This is a genomic window from Huaxiibacter chinensis (assembly GCF_022171985.1).
Taxonomy (GTDB): Bacteria; Pseudomonadota; Gammaproteobacteria; order Enterobacterales; family Enterobacteriaceae; genus Enterobacter; species Enterobacter chinensis_A.
Genome location: NZ_JAJVHF010000007.1, coordinates 152,042 through 169,795, shown reverse-complemented (window position 1 = coordinate 169,795; position 17,754 = coordinate 152,042). Strand labels below are relative to the sequence as shown.

General features: G+C 53.3%; 15 protein-coding genes. 8 read left to right on the top strand and 7 right to left on the bottom strand.

Annotated features, from left to right (window positions below; translation table 11 throughout):
- Positions 1-53 precede the first annotated feature (53 nt).
- Together LZP96_RS16775 and LZP96_RS16770 are read right to left on the bottom strand one after the other, a co-directional pair.
- Entirely contained in the window at positions 54-1,481 is a 1,428-nt protein-coding gene (locus tag LZP96_RS16775; protein ID WP_064327248.1) for a glycoside hydrolase family 1 protein, read from the bottom strand.
- 7 nt (positions 1,482-1,488) lie between these two features.
- Complete coding sequence (locus tag LZP96_RS16770) at positions 1,489-2,814, bottom strand: PTS sugar transporter subunit IIC (protein WP_064327249.1); 1,326 nt, start codon at positions 2,812-2,814, stop codon at positions 1,489-1,491.
- 299 nt (positions 2,815-3,113) lie between these two features.
- Between LZP96_RS16770 and LZP96_RS16765 the strand changes: the two genes are divergently transcribed.
- On the top strand, positions 3,114-4,130 hold the full coding sequence (locus LZP96_RS16765; protein ID WP_064327250.1) for a LacI family DNA-binding transcriptional regulator: 1,017 nt from the start codon (positions 3,114-3,116) through the stop codon (positions 4,128-4,130).
- Here the strand turns inward: LZP96_RS16765 and lysA are convergent.
- Entirely contained in the window at positions 4,122-5,384 is a 1,263-nt protein-coding gene (gene lysA, locus LZP96_RS16760) for a diaminopimelate decarboxylase (RefSeq protein WP_064327251.1), read from the bottom strand. The genes LZP96_RS16765 and lysA overlap by 9 nt on opposite strands.
- A 122-nt stretch (positions 5,385-5,506) precedes the next feature.
- On the opposite strand from lysA, the gene LZP96_RS16755 reads away from it, so the two are divergent.
- Positions 5,507-6,433 (top strand): LysR family transcriptional regulator, encoded by a 927-nt coding sequence (locus LZP96_RS16755; protein ID WP_064327252.1) that lies wholly within the window; start codon positions 5,507-5,509, stop codon positions 6,431-6,433.
- Here the strand turns inward: LZP96_RS16755 and LZP96_RS16750 are convergent.
- Complete coding sequence (locus tag LZP96_RS16750) at positions 6,420-7,112, bottom strand: aspartate/glutamate racemase (protein WP_064327253.1); 693 nt, start codon at positions 7,110-7,112, stop codon at positions 6,420-6,422. The two genes, LZP96_RS16755 and LZP96_RS16750, sit on opposite strands and share 14 nt — an antisense overlap.
- 135 nt (positions 7,113-7,247) lie before the next feature.
- Here LZP96_RS16750 and LZP96_RS16745 point away from each other — a divergent pair, with 135 nt between their 5' ends.
- Positions 7,248-7,571 (top strand): cupin domain-containing protein, encoded by a 324-nt coding sequence (locus LZP96_RS16745; protein ID WP_064327254.1) that lies wholly within the window; start codon positions 7,248-7,250, stop codon positions 7,569-7,571.
- Between the two features lie 34 nt (positions 7,572-7,605).
- On the opposite strand, the gene wzz(fepE) is transcribed toward LZP96_RS16745, so the two are convergent.
- The gene (gene wzz(fepE), locus LZP96_RS16740; protein WP_064327255.1) at positions 7,606-8,742 is read right to left on the bottom strand and encodes an LPS O-antigen length regulator Wzz(fepE); all 1,137 of its coding nucleotides are present in this window, start codon (positions 8,740-8,742) and stop codon (positions 7,606-7,608) included.
- A 544-nt stretch (positions 8,743-9,286) separates the two neighbouring features.
- Between wzz(fepE) and LZP96_RS16735 the strand changes: the two genes are divergently transcribed.
- From LZP96_RS16735 to LZP96_RS16715, 5 genes are all read left to right on the top strand, one after another.
- Positions 9,287-10,177: a carbohydrate ABC transporter permease gene (locus LZP96_RS16735; RefSeq protein WP_064327256.1), complete on the top strand. Its 891-nt coding sequence runs from the start codon at positions 9,287-9,289 to the stop codon at positions 10,175-10,177.
- Entirely contained in the window at positions 10,170-11,072 is a 903-nt protein-coding gene (locus LZP96_RS16730) for a carbohydrate ABC transporter permease (RefSeq protein ID WP_064327257.1), read from the top strand. The genes LZP96_RS16735 and LZP96_RS16730 overlap by 8 nt, the downstream gene beginning before the upstream one ends.
- A 12-nt stretch (positions 11,073-11,084) precedes the next feature.
- Positions 11,085-12,212 (top strand): ABC transporter ATP-binding protein, encoded by a 1,128-nt coding sequence (locus tag LZP96_RS16725; protein WP_064327258.1) that lies wholly within the window; start codon positions 11,085-11,087, stop codon positions 12,210-12,212.
- A 14-nt stretch (positions 12,213-12,226) separates the two neighbouring features.
- On the top strand, positions 12,227-13,513 hold the full coding sequence (locus tag LZP96_RS16720; protein WP_064327259.1) for an ABC transporter substrate-binding protein: 1,287 nt from the start codon (positions 12,227-12,229) through the stop codon (positions 13,511-13,513).
- Positions 13,514-13,581: 68 nt separating this feature from the next.
- On the top strand, positions 13,582-14,709 hold the full coding sequence (locus LZP96_RS16715; protein ID WP_064327260.1) for an oligogalacturonate lyase family protein: 1,128 nt from the start codon (positions 13,582-13,584) through the stop codon (positions 14,707-14,709).
- Positions 14,710-15,211: 502 nt separating this feature from the next.
- Here LZP96_RS16715 and araE read toward each other — a convergent pair.
- Positions 15,212-16,630 (bottom strand): arabinose-proton symporter AraE, encoded by a 1,419-nt coding sequence (gene araE, locus LZP96_RS16710; protein WP_257789911.1) that lies wholly within the window; start codon positions 16,628-16,630, stop codon positions 15,212-15,214.
- Between the two features lie 311 nt (positions 16,631-16,941).
- The gene (gene kduD / locus LZP96_RS16705) at positions 16,942-17,703 is read right to left on the bottom strand and encodes a 2-dehydro-3-deoxy-D-gluconate 5-dehydrogenase KduD (protein ID WP_064327262.1); all 762 of its coding nucleotides are present in this window, start codon (positions 17,701-17,703) and stop codon (positions 16,942-16,944) included.
- Between the last annotated feature and the right edge of the window lie 51 nt (positions 17,704-17,754).

Here is a 17,754-nt window from a genome sequence, read left to right as displayed (position 1 = left end):
CATCCTCCCGGCCAGTTTGTCGGCTATTTTACCAGAACCCATGTGGTTTTCGCTTACTTCCATTCCTCATCAAGTTGAAGCGTGAGCGTGCGCGCATCGCGCAGCTGGCGGAACCAGTGGGCAGACTTTTTCGCATGGCGGGCCCGATTATCCTCCAGATCGATTTCAATCAGACCGTAGCGGTTTTTAAACGCATTCATGGGCGAGACGTTATCGGTAAATGCCCAGAGCATATACCCGTGGCAATTCGCGCCCTCTTCCCGGGCGAGCAGCGTGTAGTAAAGATGCTCGCTGATAAATTCGATGCGGTAATCATCTTCAATGATGCCGTCACGATTGCGATACTGAGATTCATTTTCCACACCCATGCCGCTCTCGGCGACAAACCACGGGATATTGCGGTAATCGCGTTTGATACGCATGGCCATGTCATAAATGATGCGCGGATAGATTTCCCAGCCACGCGAGGGGTTCATGCGGCGTCCGGGCAGTTCAAAGGGTTCGTAGTACCATGCAGGATGGAAAGGCGTTTGCGGATGCCAGGCGCGAGACGGTGCTTTCACCCGGTGCGGATAGTAGAGGTTAATCCCCAGCTCATCGACGGTGTGTTCAGCAATCAGCGCCAGCTCGTCCGCGGTGTAGTCCCAGGCGACCTGATGCTGCTCAAGCAGTGCCAGCAGCGCCGGCGGATAGTGTCCATGCACCAGCGGGTCGAGAAACACGCGGTTATAAAACAGATCGTAGATCTCTGCCGCCTGTACATCATGCGGGGCCGTCGAGCGTGGATAAGTCACTTCCGGATTCAGAATGCATCCGACCGTGCCGGAATACCCCTTTTCATGAAAATGTTTCACCACCTTCGCCGTTGCCAGCACTTTATGGTGATTCCACTGCATCCATTTGCCGGTGTTTTGTTCATAAGGCCAGCGCAGCGCGTCAAGGTAGACCCGGGTCTGCACCACAATGGGTTCATTGAAGGTAAACCAGCGGGTGACTTTGCCGTGATAGCGTTCAAACACCTTTTCGGCATAGCGGACGAACAGGTCAACGACATGTTTTGACCCCCAGCCACCGTAGGTTTCCAGCAGCACGCCGGGCAGTTCGTAATGCTCCAGACAGATCATTGGTTCGATGCCCTGCCGGTGCATTTCGTCGAACAGGGCATCGTAATAAGCGGCGTAGTCTTCGTCGACCGTTGCGTTTTCATAGTCCGTCAAAAAACGCGACCAGTTAATCGAGGTGCGATAATGCGTCAGTCCCGCCTCTTTCATCAGCGCGACATCGTCCCGGTAACGGTGAATAAAATCGGTCGCCACTGCCGGGCCATACCCTTTATGCCAGACGTGGCGATCGTTTTTGTACCAGAGATCGATCCAGGAGTCCTGCCCTTCTTTCTTGCCGCTCCAGCCTTCAGTCTGCCAGGCGGACGCTGCCGCCCCCAGAATAAAATCCTGCGGTATCGCAATGCGTTTTATGCTCATAGCGTCCTCATGCGTTATCGGTGGCCTGTTGCAGCGCAGCCTGCTCCGCACGGCGGGAGGCGATCTTCACAAACGGCAGATAGATAATGACGGCGGTGATAATACAGATGCCCTGGGTAATGACTGCCCCCATCGAACCGGCGGTTGATAACCATGCGTTAATCAGCGGTGGCGTTGTCCAGGGCACCATCACCACGGCTTTACCGGCAAATCCGGTCACGGTGGCAAAATAGCCGATAGAGCCGGTGACCAGCGGGGTGATGATAAAGGGGATCGCCAGAATCGGGTTGAGCATGATCGGCATACCAAAGATAACGGGCTCGTTGATATTAAAAAGACCGGGGCCAATCGACAGCTTGGCGATCTCTTTCATCTCTTTACGCCGGGTACCGATCATCACGGCAATCAGCAGACCAATGGTCAGCCCCGAGCCGCCAATACTCATATACACATCCCAGAACGGCATAGTGATGATATTGGGGATCTCTTTACCCTGCTCAAACGCGCTCATGTTGACGGTAATCGCCCCCAGCAGCAGCGGCTCGCGGATCGGTTTGATCATCTGGTTACCATGAATACCAATCACCCAGAAAAGCTGAGCGACGAACATCAGCAGCAAAATGCCGGGCAAGCTTTGCACCACGCGCTCCAGCGGTTGCTGGACCACCTGATACACCGCGTCATACAGGTACATACCGGTTATCTGGTGGAAGACAAACCCCAGGGTCGCAATGGCGGTAGTGGTAATAATGGCGGGGATCAGCGCAGAAAACGACGCGGCAACGTTCGGCGGGACGGTGTCCGGCATTCTGATCTTGAGACCTTTGCGATCTTCAAGCCAGCAGTAAATCTCGACGGACAGGATCGCGATAAACATGCCAAGGAACAGACTGCGGGTATCAGAAAACTGCCGCAGCAGCACGTCCTTCACCACGTGCATTTCCCCGTCCACCATCATCTCTACGGTGGTCGGCGTCACGCAGATAAAGCAGATCACCGCGAGCAGCCCCGGGAATAACGACTTGATGCCATTGATGCGTCCCAGCTCAATACCGATTAAAAACACGGCGCCAATGTTTAAAAAGTTAAGCGTGGCGTAGTTAAGCGCGCTGGTGATGGGTTTGAGCGTGGCCAGAAACGAAAGCGACTGAAAACTGGCGAGGCCATTTTTTGGATCCAGCACCATGTTGGAGATCAGTACCGAGAATGCTCCAACAATGATGACCGGCATTAGGGTTATAAAGGCGGATTTGATCGCCATGATATAGCGATAGCTGTTGAATTTGGTGGCGAAACTGCCCAGAGAGTCGATCAGTTTTTCCTGTAATGCCATAGGGTAATACCTCAGTAAAAGGGCTTTTATTGAATAAGGTGTACAGCCGGCTTCTATTGGCATACCAAAAATAGCTTTCCAGTGAGGATCGTTCTGTGATTAAGCTCCCAGTGCGGCCAGAGGTATTCCAAATCATGATTTATCACCACTTTGGTATGCCACTTGCCCTTTTTTATGCTGGAAAACGATCCGTTGCCGAAAAGCGTGATCGTGGTGGGGGTTTTGCATGTGCCGCTGCGCATATGTGCCTGAGCGTCTGTGATAAACTGCGAAGGATTAGGTGAAAGCAGGAATTTCTAATGGCAACAATGCTGGATGTCTCATTGCGCGCAGGGGTCTCAAAAGCCACCGTTTCGCGTGTACTGAACGGCACAGGTCAGGTAAAAGAGAGTACCCGTCAGCAAGTCTTTAACGCGATGGAAGAGTTGGGCTACCGCCCGAATTTTCTGGCGCGCTCGCTGGCAAACCAGACCAGCAACAGCATTGGCCTGGTGGTCTCGACGTTCGACGGTTTTTACTTTGGCCGCCTGCTTCAGCAGGCGTCGCGCCAGACGGAAACCCACGGTAAGCAACTGATCGTCACCGACGGTCACGACGCCCCCGAACAGGAAGAGCAGGCCGTACAAATGCTGGCCGACCGCAAATGTGACGCCATTGTGCTTTACACCCGCTATATGAGCGAAAAAGCGATCATGAAGCTCATCCACTCCGTGCAAACGCCGCTGGTGGTGATCAACCGTGAAGTCAGCCAGGCCGCCGATCGCTGCGTATTCTTCGAGCAGCAGGATGCTGCGTTTAAAGCGGTCGATTATCTGATAGGTCAGGGCCATCGTGAGATTGCCTGCATGACCGTGCCAATCCACACGCCAACCGGTAAAGCGCGCCTGATGGGCTATCGCAAAGCTCTCGAAAAACATGGCATTGTCTGGGACGATCGCCGGGTGAAATATGGCGATGCGGGAATGACGCGCGGTTATGAACTGTGCAAAGCGTTGATTGACGAAAAGGTTCCTTTCAGCGCCCTATTTGCCTGTAATGACGATATGGCCCTTGGCGCGTCCAAGGCCCTGCATCAGGCGGGGCTGCGAATTCCACAGGATATTTCGCTGTTTGGCTTTGACGATGCTCCCTGCGCCAAATGGCTGGAGCCCGCGCTCTCCTCCGTCTATCTGCCCATCGATAATATGATCGTGACGGCTATCGATCAGGCGATCCGGCTGGCAAAAAACCAGCCGGTTGAAACTATCCCGCCCTTTACCGGCACGCTGGTATTACGCGATTCGGTCACTACCGGGCCGTACTACACCTCAAAATAGCTCCAGCGCGAGCAGCTCCTGAATGGTCTGACGACGGCGAATCAGTCGCGCCTCGCCACCATCAAACATCACTTCCGGCAGTAACGGGCGGCTGTTGTAGTTTGAGGACATAGACGCCCCGTAAGCCCCGGTATCGTGCAACACCAGATAGTCGCCAGGCTGCACGGCGGGCAGAGAGCGGGTCTCGACCTTTCCGCCTTCCTGCTGGGTAAAGACGTCGCCGGATTCGCACAGCGGGCCCGCCACCACGGTTTCGACACGAGGCGCCTGAGCCAGATCGCGTCCGTCGGCGGCGAGCGCCGAAATATGGTGATAGCTGCCATACATGGAAGGGCGCATCAGATCGTTAAACCCGGCGTCGATCAGCACAAAATGGCGCGATCCCATCTCTTTCACGCTGCGTACCTGAGAAACCAGCACGCCCGATTCAGCCACCAGAAAACGACCCGGTTCGATTTCAAGTTTTACCGGATGCCCGAGATGGGCGGCAATTTTATCGCGCGCCGCATTCCACAGGCCAAAGTAATGATCGGTATCGATCGCCTCTTCGCCTTCGCGATAAGGTATGGACAGACCGCCTCCGGCGGAGATGGCCTCCAGATCCTGACCAAAATCGATCACCTGGCGCACCATGGCACCGCACACCTGCTCAAGATGACCGTAATCCACGCCGGATCCGATATGCATATGAATGCCCACCAGCTGCAGGTGGTAGCGCTGTATGACTTCCAGCGCGGCAGGTAGATCGCTATACCAGATACCGTGCTTACTGTTTTCACCGCCGGTGTTGGTTTTCTGGCTGTGCCCGTGGCCAAAACCGGGGTTCACCCGCAGCCAGACCCGATGGCCCGGCGAGACGTTGCCCAGTTGCGCGAGCATATCAACGGAACCGGCGTTAACCGGCACCTGTAGCTCTTTCACCCTTTCAAGCGTTGCGTCATCAATCAGATCGGCGGTAAAGACGATGGCGTCGCTGTCAGCAGCAGGATCGTATCCTGCCGCCAGCGCACGCTCAATTTCCCCTAACGACACGGAGTCCACCTTCACGCCCTGCTCACGCATTAGCCGTAATATATGGATGTTTGAGCAAGCTTTCTGCGCAAAGCGAACCACGTCAAACTGGTGTAACGCCGCGATCTTGTCGCGAATAATCTGCGCATCATAGACCCACACCGGACAGCCAAACTCGGCTGGCAGGCGCAGGAGGTTGTCAGCGTTCAACGCGGTTTCGGTCTGGTTTAACGGGCGTGGCATGCTCTTCTCCGGGGACACATTCTTTTTTAGGATTACGCCACAGCGTGAAGAGAATAAAAAATATCGTTTTTTCGGCAGTCTATGCAAAAATGATATGAGTTCATTGAAAACCCAGGTGCGCTATGCCCGCCGTAAACCTACGCCATATCGAAATTTTTCATGCGGTTATGACCGCCGGCAACCTGACCGAAGCCGCGAGTATGCTGCATACCTCACAGCCCACGGTGAGCCGGGAACTGGCGCGGTTTGAAAAAGTGCTGGGTTTAAAACTCTTCGAACGTACGCGTGGCCGCCTGCATCCGACGGTGCAAGGGTTACGTCTGTTCGAAGAGGTTCAGCGCTCCTGGTATGGGCTGGATCGTATCGTGAGCGCGGCGGAGAGCCTGCGGGAGTTTCGTCAGGGCGAGCTGTCAATCGTCTGCCTGCCGGTCTTTTCACAATCTTTCCTGCCGCCGCTGTTACAGCCTTTTCTGGCTCGCTACCCTGACGTCAACCTGACTATCGTGCCCCAGGAATCTCCGCTGCTGGAAGAGTGGCTGTCGGCGCAGCGCCATGATTTGGGCCTGACCGAAACCCGGGTCACCCCGGCCGGGACCGAACGCACCGAGTTACTTTCGTTAGATGAAGTGTGCGTGCTCCCCGAAGGGCATCCGTTAGCACGTAAAAGCGTACTGACGCCGCTGGATTTTCAGGGCGAGAATTACATCAGCCTGTCGCAAACGGACAGTTATCGACATCTTCTGGATGCCCTCTTTGCCGAGCACCAGGTGAAACGCCGCATGGTGGTAGAAACGCACAGCGCTGCCTCCATCTGTGCCATGGTTCGGGCAGGCGTCGGCGTCGCGGTGGTCAACCCCCTCACGGCGATGGATTATGCCGGCAGCGGCGTGGCGATCCGGCCGTTTAGCGTCTCGGTGCCCTTTTCCGTCAGTTTGATCCGCCCTCTTCATCGCCCGGTATCCGCGCTCGTCGAGGCGTTTACCGCGCATCTTAAGCAAGATGCGCAACACCTCGCGCAGCGCTTACCTGAGCTTATCAGGACAACATAAATTCGACCGCATCAGCGGCATGGATTGCCGCGGTATCAAAGACCGCGATCGGGCTTTGCGCCACGGGCACCAGCAACCCAATTTCCGTGCAGCCAAAGATCACCCCTTCCGCGCCCTCTTTGGCCAGTTTTTCAATCACCTCAATATAGAAATTGCGCGACGCCTCGCTGAAGGTCCCGAGGCAAAGCTCATCAAAAATGATCTGATTGATGCGCGCCCGATCGGCGTCGTCTGGGATCAGGCTCTCAATACCAAACTGCGCGCTCAGGCGCCCCCGATAGAAATCCTGCTCCATGGTGTAGCGCGTTCCCAGCAGGGCAACGCGCTTCATTCCGGCGGCCTGAATAGCGCGGCCTGTCGCATCGGCAATATGCAGGAAGGGCAGCGCACAGCGCGCTTCGATATGCCCGGCGACTTTATGCATGGTGTTCGTGCAAAGTAAAATCCCCTCAGCCCCGGCGCGCTCCAGCCCGAGCGCCGCCTGAGCAAGCATTTCGCCCGCTTTGTCCCACTCGCCGCTGGCCTGACACGCTTCGATTTCATGAAAATCCACGCTGTGCAGAAGCAGGCTCGCAGAATGAAGGCCGCCAAGACGGTGCTTGATGCCTTCATTGATTAAACGGTAGTAGGGAATGGTTGATTCCCAGCTCATTCCACCCAGTAACCCGATCGTTTTCATCTTTTCTCCTTTGCGTTTCTCTCAGTGAAGCAAACTTGTGATCGTGTTTCCAGTTCTTTGGCGTGGCGTTTCCTTTTAACTCGCGCTGGTATAAATTAAATGAAACATCGTTTCAACATAAGACAGGACACCCACATGTTTATTTTTCATAAAGACACGCAGCTGGACGATCTGGGTAATGGCGTGACGCGTCGTATTCTGGCGCACGACGGCAAGATGATGGCAGTCGAAGTCAATTTTGAGCAAGGCGCCGTGGGACCGATGCATAATCATCCCCATGAACAGCTGACCTATGTGCTGTCGGGCGAATTCGAATTCACTATCGGCGATGAAAAGCATGTGGTGAGCGCGGGGGATACGCTTTATAAAGAGCCGCATATCATGCACGGCTGCGTCTGCCTGAAACCCGGTACGCTACTGGATACGTTTACCCCTGTCCGGGAAGATTTTCTGAAATAAAAAAGGGCGGTGATTACACCGCCCTTTTTCTATCTTATTCCGCTACCGGTTCTGTCAGAGGCTGGGCGATCGGCAGGCGAGACTCCATCGCCTCGCGCAGCAGAACACTGCCACAGGCAAACAGGCCCCCGAGCAGCACCGCCAGAAGCACAACCACCGATTTACCCGGGCCGTCTTTGCGGATGGGTAAAGAAGGCGAGAGCTGATATTTGAACGGTTCAAATTCCAGATCATCAACCGACAACTTTTGCAGCTGCGCCAGATGGTATTCCCGGTTCTGGAAATCCGCATTCAGCTCTGCGACATCCCGCAGCGACTTTTCAATTTTTAACTTCTGCGCAATGCCATCGGCACCGAGCGCCACGGAGTAATCCGGATCGTCTTTCACCGCCTGCCCGTTGCTGTAAACCGGTTTTTTTATTCCGGCGGCGTTCGCCACTTCCAGAGAGTAATTCAGACGCTGGAGATTCGTGTTGTGAATCGTGGTCAGACGGACGCGATCCAGATCCAGGCGCTCTTTCTCAATGCGCGTTTTCAGTTCCAGCACGTTGCGAATATGCAGCATAGTCTCTTTTTCAACGATGGCTGAGATATAGCTGATATAACCGTCAAGCACGCGCTGGGCGTCCTGTGCCGTCGGCGCGGTAAAACTCAGCGTCCATGAGGTATAGGGGGCTTTATCCGCCTCTTTTGCCGATGCGTTATCCTGCGCTTTCATCTTTTCGGAGATATTGACCACGGCACGATGCAGCTCCAGGGGATCGATATCCGCCTCTTTAAGCTGCTCCGTCACGTAGGGCGATGTTTTCATATATTCTTCCAGCAACGACTGAGACTGGAATTTCTTGATAAAAAGATCGAAAACATCGTTGCGACTGACTTTAACATCCACATCCAGCACCTGAAGCGCCACCAGCGTTTGTTGCAGTTGGCTCCACTGGTTTTGCTCAGCGGGTGTCACCACCGCCTTGCTGGTCCACTTTTGCGGTAACAGAAACGAGACCGCAATACCGGCAAGCGCAAAGGCAAGTACGATAGCAACAATCCGTTTCTTAGCGGCGAGCAGGACATCCAGGAGTCCCAGGAGATCTATTTCTTTTGGACGAAGGGCCGGTGAGTTATAGCTGGCTAAATCCAGATCCGTGTTTTTTTTAATATCCATCGCTGACATGCTGAATCTTCTGTTTATGTTGCGGTAAAACCCTGCCTGGGTGTCTTAAGGAGGGGTATCATACAAGGTTCTAAGAATTATCTGAACGTATCGATCGGTAAAATCAGATCTGCCTACAATTTTTGGTAGTACAACTTCCAAACATGACTCTGTTACAAAAGTTGTCCGCCACATGGGGGAATAACTCTCCTCCCCTCCGTTAATACCGCGCATTAATCATAAAAATGCCAGCCACCTCACCTTATTGAAACACCGTTTCGACCTCGATCACACTTCCACTATTTATCGAATGACTCCGTAACAAATAGCAATAAAATAAATTAAAACGGTGTTTTACAAATCAAGAACAGCGGTTCGCTTGTTTTTGAAACCCGCTAAACCCGGAGATGTAAATCACAGCAATGTATTGATAAATCAGGAGTTACATGAAGTCACCCTGAAACAAACGATAGCAAATACCCCCTCCTGCGCCCGAAGTTTCGAGCGCCGGACGTGATTTGAAGAGCAGATTCCGTTTTAACCATTGATTGCCAGGTAGGTATGTATGAATGAAAACAAACTGCTGGGGTTGGCCTGGATATCGCCTTATATAATTGGGTTGATACTCTTTACGGCCTTCCCCTTTGTTTCATCTTTCTTTCTCAGTTTTACTGATTACGATCTGATGAGTCCTCCGGTGTTTAACGGCATCGAAAACTATCGTTACATGTTTACCGAAGACACCCTCTTCTGGAAATCCATGGGCGTGACCTTTGCTTATGTATTCCTGACCATTCCCCTGAAGCTGGCGTTTGCGTTAGGTATTGCGTTTGTCCTTAACTTTAAATTACGCGGAATCGGTTTTTTCCGTACGGCCTATTATATTCCCTCCATCCTCGGCAGCTCGGTAGCTATCGCCGTTCTGTGGCGTGCGCTGTTTGCCATTGATGGTCTGCTCAATAGCTTTATTGGCGTGTTTGGATTCGACGCGGTGAACTGGCTGGGAGAACCTTCTCTTGCTCTGATGTCGGTTACCCTGCTGCGCGTCTGGCAGTTCGGCTCTGCGATGGTTATCTTCCTGGCCGCGCTGCAAAACGTCCCGCAGTCGCAATATGAAGCGGCAATGATCGACGGCGCGTCGAAATGGCAGATGTTCATGAAAGTTACCGTGCCACTGATCACCCCGGTTATTTTCTTCAACTTCATCATGCAGACCACGCAGGCGTTCCAGGAATTTACCGGTCCGTACGTCATTACGGGCGGTGGACCAACCTATTCAACCTATCTGTTCTCGCTGTACATCTACGACACAGCCTTCAAGTACTTCGATATGGGTTACGGGGCGGCACTGGCCTGGATCCTGTTCCTGGTGGTCGCCGTCTTTGCCGCTATCGCCTTTAAGTCATCGAAATACTGGGTGTTCTACTCCGCCGATAAGGGAGGCAAAAATGGCTGATATTCAAGAAATCTCGACGGCGAGAAGCATTGCAGATCGTGAAGTCGCCAGGACATTGCGTAAGGAAAAAATCAACGCCAGCGTGCGTTACGTCATCCTGCTGTTTGTTGGCCTGCTGATGCTCTATCCGCTGGTGTGGATGTTCTCGGCATCGTTTAAACCGAACCATGAGATCTTCACCACGCTCAGCCTGTGGCCAGCCCATGCCACCTGGGACGGTTTTGTGAACGGCTGGAAAACCGGCACGGAATATAACTTTGGCCATTACATGCTGAACACCTTCAAGTATGTGATCCCGAAAGTGATCCTGACCATTATCTCCTCCACCATCGTGGCGTACGGCTTTGCGCGCTTCGAGATCCCATGGAAGAAATTCTGGTTTGCCACCCTTATCACCACCATGCTGCTGCCCAGCACCGTGCTGCTGATCCCGCAGTACCTGATGTTCCGTGAAATGGGCATGCTGAACAGCTACATGCCGCTGTACCTGCCGCTGGCCTTCGCCACGCAAGGGTTCTTCGTCTTTATGCTGATTCAGTTCCTGCGCGGCGTGCCGCGTGACATGGAAGAAGCGGCGCAAATCGACGGCTGCAACTCGATTCAGGTGCTGTGGTACGTGGTGGTGCCGATCCTGAAACCCGCCATTATCTCTGTCGCATTGTTCCAGTTTATGTGGTCAATGAACGACTTCATCGGGCCGCTGATTTATGTCTACAGCGTGGATAAATACCCGATTGCACTGGCTCTGAAAATGTCCATCGACGTCACCGAAGGTGCGCCATGGAACGAAATTCTGGCAATGGCGAGCATCTCCATTCTGCCATCCATCATTGTCTTCTTCCTGGCACAGCGCTACTTCGTACAGGGCGTAACCAGCAGCGGAATTAAAGGTTAAGAGGGAAATATCATGGCTGAAGTGATCTTCAACAAACTGGAAAAGGTTTACTCCAACGGCTTCAAAGCGGTACATGCTATCGACCTTAAAATCGCTGAAGGGGAGTTTATGGTGATCGTCGGGCCTTCCGGCTGCGCCAAATCCACCACCCTGCGCATGCTTGCCGGGCTGGAAACCATCAGCGGCGGCGAAGTGCGAATTGGTGAGAAAATTGTCAACAACCTCGCGCCAAAAGAGCGCGGGATTGCGATGGTATTCCAGAACTACGCGCTTTATCCCCACATGACCGTTCGCGAGAACCTGGCATTCGGCCTGAAGCTGAGCAAAATGCCGAAAGCGCAAATTGATGCTCAGGTTAACGAAGCGGCAAAAATCCTGGAACTGGAAGAGTTACTGGATCGTCTGCCCCGTCAGCTCTCCGGCGGTCAGGCACAGCGTGTGGCCGTCGGCCGTGCGATTGTGAAAAAGCCAGACGTGTTTTTATTCGATGAACCCCTGTCCAACCTCGACGCCAAACTGCGCGCCTCGATGCGTATTCGAATTTCTGACCTGCACAAGCAGTTGAAGAAGTCCGGCAAACCGGCCACCACGGTCTATGTGACGCACGATCAGACCGAAGCGATGACCATGGGCGATCGCATTTGCGTGATGAAGCTTGGCCATATCATGCAGGTGGATACCCCGGACAATCTTTATCACAAGCCGAAAAACATGTTCGTGGCCGGTTTTATTGGCGCACCTGAGATGAATATCCGTGCGACAAAGCTGGTCGATCAGGCGGGACGCCTGGCGTTGAGCATTGGCAACGAAACAATGCCGCTCAGTGAAACGCTGCATAACAACGTCGTCGATCATGCCTCGCAGGACGTTTTCTATGGCATCCGTCCGGAATTCGTGTCGGTGAGTGACGAACCTTTCGCCGAAGGGAGCTGCAGCGGTGAACTGGTCCGTGTCGAAAACATGGGGCATGAATTCTTCATGTACCTGAAAGTGGCAGAGTACGAATTAACGGCCCGAATTCCTTCCGATGAAGCTAAGCCTATGATTGAAAAAGGCCTTCACCGTAAGGTGTATTTTAAGTTTGATATGAATAAGTGTCATATATTTGACGCGAAAACAGAACTGAACATCTCAATCTGACTGGAGCTATAAAAATGAAAAAAGTGCTTTTAAGCGCAGCAATCTCCGCGACTCTGGGCCTTACTGCTTTGCCATCGATGGCACAAGATGTTGATTTACGTATGTCCTGGTGGGGAGGCAATGGTCGCCATCAGGTCACGCTAAAGGCGCTGGAGGAGTTCCATAAACAGAACCCTGACATCAACGTCAAGGCGGAATACACCGGATGGGATGGTCATTTATCCCGCCTGACCACCCAGATCGCCGGCGGAACGGAGCCGGATGTGATGCAGACCAACTGGAACTGGCTGCCGATTTTCTCGAAAACCGGCGATGGTTTTTACGATCTGAACAAAATGAAAGACGTGATCGATTTAACCCAGTTCGATCCGAAAGAGCTTCAGTCGACGACGGTCAATGGCAAGCTGAACGGGATCCCTATCTCGGTCACAGCGCGTGTGTTCTATTTTAACGATGAAACCTGGAAAAAAGCGGGCGTTGAATACCCGAAAACCTGGGAAGCGCTGATGGCTGCGGGTAAAACCTTTGAGAGCAAACTGGGAAAGCAGTATTACCCTGTCGTGCTTGAGCATCAGGATACGCTGGCGCTGCTGAATTCTTATATGATTCAGAAATACAACATTCCTGCGGTGGATGAGAAGACCAAAAAGTTCTCCTACAGCAAAGAGCAGTGGGTTGAGTTCTTCCAGACCTATAAAAATCTGGTCGACAGCCACGTGATGCCAGACACCAAGTACTATGCCTCGTTCGGTAAGAGCAATATGTACGAGATGAAGCCGTGGATCCAGGGTGAGTGGGGCGGCACTTATATGTGGAACTCCACCATCAATAAGTATTCCGATAACCTGAAGCCACCTGCAAAACTGGAGCTGGGCAGCTATCCAATGCTGGAAGGCGCGACCGACGCGGGGCTGTTCTTCAAACCTGCGCAGATGCTCTCTATTGGTAAATCGACCAAAAATCCGGAAGCGGCGGCGAAAGTGATTAACTTCCTGCTGAACAGCAAAGAGGGTGTCGATACGCTGGGTCTGGAGCGTGGCGTGCCTTTGAGCAAAGCAGCGGTGAAATACCTGACGGAAGATGGTCAAATCAAAGAGAACGATCCGGCGGTTGCGGGATTACGTCTGGCGCAATCCCTGCCAGCCAAACTGTCCGTGTCACCGTACTTTGACGATCCGCAGATCGTTGCTCAGTTCGGGACCTCTTTGCAATACATCGACTATGGTCAAAAAACCGTGGAAGAGACGGCAGCTGACTTCCAGCGTCAGGCTGAGCGTATCCTGAAACGCGCCATGCGTTAATTCCGCTGTCTTGTCTGTACCCTGCCACTTCCGGTGGCGGGGTATTTTTTTATCTGGAGGTTCCCCCCATGAAAGGAAAAATCATCCCGCTCACTTTTCGCACGCGTCTGGACCAGGAAACCGGGCACGAAGTGATACGTCTGACGCCGCCGCACATTGTTTGTCACCGAAATTACTTCTATCAGAAATGTTTTACCCGCGATGGCAGCAAGCTGATCTTTGGCGGCGCATTCGAAGGCCACTGGAATTACTATCTGCTCGATCTGAACCGGCAACAGGCAACGCAGTTAACGGAAGGGGCGGGAGATAATACTTTTGGCGGTTTTTTAGCAGATGACGATAAATCGCTTTGGTATGTCAAAAACAATCGCGAACTGCGCCGGGTGGATTTGGCGAGTTTAGAGGAGCATGTCACCTATGAAGTGGACGACGCCTGGGTGGCCTATGGAACCTGGGTGGCGAATTCAGACTGTAGCCAGCTGGTGGGTATCGAAATTAAAAAGAGTGACTGGCAGCCGCTGACCGACTGGAGCAAATTCCGCGCCTTTTACTTCACGCAGCCTGAATGCCGCCTGATTAAGGTCGATTTACGTACCGGTGAGCGCAAGGTGATTTTGCAGGAAAAACGCTGGCTTGGTCATCCTCTCTTTCGCCCCTTTGATGACAACACGGTCGCGTTTTGTCACGAAGGCCCCCGCGACGCCATTGATGCGCGCATGTGGTTGATCAATGCCGACGGCAGTAATTTGCGCAAGGTCCGCCAGCATGCGCCAGGCGAAAGTTTTACGCATGAATTTTGGGTGCCTGACGGGTCCGCGCTGTATTACGTGGCGCATAAAGAGAACGACCCGCAACGCTATCTGTTCAGTGCCGATCCGCAGTCGCTTGAGAATCGCCAGCTAATGGCGATCCCGCCCTGCTCTCACCTGATGAGTAATCACGACGGTTCGCTGATCGTCGGCGATGGATCGCCGCACAACACCGGCGACATCAGTCTGAACGATCCCTTTATTTGGGTATTTGACAGTAAAAAAGGGACGCAGAAAGCGGTTTGCCAGCATAACACCAGCTGGAAAGTGCTGGACGGCGATCGGCAGGTTACACACCCGCATCCGTCGTTTTCGCCGGATGATAAATGGGTGTTGTATACGTCGGATGAAGAAGGGATGCCTGCGCTTTATTTATGTGCGGTGTAAGGGGCTTTGCTCCCTCTCCCTTTGGAAGAGGGCTGGGTGGCTTTGCTCCCTCTCCCTTTGGGAGAGGGCTGGGGTGAGGGAGAGCATGCAACAAAGGTGGTTCTCTCCTCCTGAGCGGATGCCTAACCCGTCATGTCTTTTCTTACCGCGATAAAAAAGCCAATGAACAAATGGCATCTCACAGCGAGCCCCTGGTCGGGCTGAAAATCGCCGAAGCGTTTCCGGAAGGCCGGGGCGAGGCGCAGGGATGCGCCGAGAGGGCGCGACTTGCAGGGACGCTGCATCGCGCCCGACCCGAAAGCCTGAAGGAAAAAGCTGAGGGGACCGCGAAGCGGCGATTTTCTTGCCGGGAGCCCGGGTCGCCAGGGCGGCGGCGATTGAGCCGCCCTGGCACGTTCACCGGTTCCCCTGTCAAAGAGAAGCGTTGTTCATAAAGTGAACGGAACAACCTCCACAGTTACATGCCCCCTCAAAGAGATTACACAGGCTGAATCACTCCCCCCTATACCCCAATATTCCGTAACTTCTCCCCTGCCATCAATTTACGTTCAATGTGCTCCAGGGTGACATTTTTAGTTTCAGGAATAAGCCAGAAGGTGACGCCAATAAAGGCGATATTCAGCACCGTATAGAGCCAGAACGTTCCCGCAGCGCCAATCGAATCCAGTAGCGTCAGGAAGGTGGCCCCGATAATCATATTCGAGACCCAGTTGGTGGTCGTCGAACAGGTAATCCCAAAATCGCGGCATTTCAGCGGCTGGATTTCTGAGCACAGGATCCACACAACCGGTGCGGCGCTCATGGCGTAACCTGCAATACACATCATGGTCATCCCCACCGAAAGCCACGACAGGCTGCTGGAGGCGGTGCCATTATCAAACTGCATCAGACAATATCCGAGGATAAGCGTACCCAGCGCCATCACGCTAAAACCTATTTTCAGTGCCGGTTTACGCCCGGCTTTATCCACGGTAAAGACCGCTATAAAGGTGGCAAACATAAAGGTTAACCCGACCACCAGCGTCGCAATCATCTGCTGTTCGGTCGTGGTAAAGCCCGCCATTTTAAATATGCGCGGCGCGTAATACATGATGATGTTCATGCCGGTGAATTGCTGCATTGCCTGGAGCAACATGCCGAGGAACACCGCACGGCGCACATTTTTATTGGCTTTAAATAACGACCAGCCGCCCTGCTTCAGCTTAAGGCTCTCGCGGATTTCGTTTAGCTCCTCACGGGCTTTTTCAGAGGTATCACGCAGCATTCGCAGCACCTCTTCGGCTTCAACGTGACGCCCTTTCTGCGCCAGCCAGCGTGGGCTGTTAGGTAAAAAGATCACCAGGACCATCAGCAGGACGGCGGGCAGCGCCAGCACGCCCAACATAGCGCGCCAGTTTCCGCTGTAGCTAAAGTACGTATCAGACAGGAAGGCCAGCACGATGCCCAGCGTCACCATCAGCTGATACATGCTGATCATCTTCCCGCGCACGTTCTCGCTCGCCATTTCAGAGAGGTAGAGCGGCGCCGTATAGGAGGCGATGCCCACCGCAACGCCCAACAACACGCGGAACAGAAGCAGCGCCTCTACTCCTGTAGCAAATGCGGAGCCTAACGAACCGACGACGAATAAAATCGCCCCTGCCATCAGGCTATACTTGCGCCCCAGTCTGAAAGAGAGCCAGCCGTTGAACAGTGCGCCAATCGCCGCACCGAGCATCATACTGCTGACCACCCACTCCTGAAGACGGCTGCTAAGCGTAAAGTGATCTGTAATAAAGGGAAGTGCCCCGGCGATAACGCCGATATCCAGACCAAACAGTAAACCTGCCACGGCGGCCGAAACAGAAACAAACTGATTCATTCTGCGCGTATCGCGCAGGGCGCGGGGCATCAAGGTAGAGTCATTTATAGAAGTCATTATTTCCTGCCTGAACAGCGTAAGACGTGTAATGAAATTACGAGAATGCCGGGAAAAGTGTCAGGTCGTATAACGTGAAGATATGGATTAATAAGCTGCACCATGACGATCTGTGATGGACATTACAGTTTCAACTCAGAGTGAAATATACTCGAATTTAGTTAATACACTCATTTATAAGCAATTAAGTTGTGATCTGCATCGTTTCACCGTTAATCACTATGGATATTCGCCGCGCAGGGATATGGACAATGCCGATTGACAGGCAAAAAAAACCTCCGCACCGGGCAGAGGTTTTTATCACCCGCTGACGATTAACGCGCCAGCCAGCCGCCATCCACAGCAATGGTATAGCCATTGATATAGTCAGAAGCAGGTGACGCCAGGAAGACGACAGGTCCCATCAGATCGCTCGGTAAACCCCAGCGCCCTGCCGGGATACGATCGAGGATCTCAGCGCTACGCTGCTCATCAGCGCGCAGCTGCTGCGTGTTATTGGTCGCCATATAACCCGGTGCGATGGCATTCACATTGATATTGTGTTTTGCCCATTCGTTTGCCAGCAGACGCGTGACGCCCATGACGGCACTTTTGGATGCGGTGTAAGACGGTACGCGGATGCCGCCCTGGAAGGAGAGCATAGAGGCGATGTTAACAATTTTGCCGCCGTTCCCCTGAGCAATAAAGTGTTTCGCCGCCGCCTGTGACATGAAGAAGACGCTCTTAATGTTCAGGTTCATGACGTCGTCCCAGTCACGCTCGCTAAAGTTGATCGCATCTTCACGACGAATCAGGCCAGCGTTGTTGACCAGCACATCAATATGGCCGAATTCCGCTACGGCGCGTTCCAGCAGTTCCGGGATCGCCTCAATGTTACGCAGATCGGCGGTCAGGCTCAGAAAACGACGCCCCAGCGCGGTAACGCGCTCGATGGTTTCAGTTGGCTCAACAATGTTAATGCCGACGATATCACAGCCCGCTTCCGCCAGACCTAATGCCATACCCTGGCCCAGACCGGTATCACAACCCGTCACAACAGCCACTTTACCTTGCAGAGAAAATGCATCCAGAATCATTTTTTTTCCTTTATCTTTCAGCGCCTGTCACGAACAGGCAGAGTTATGCTC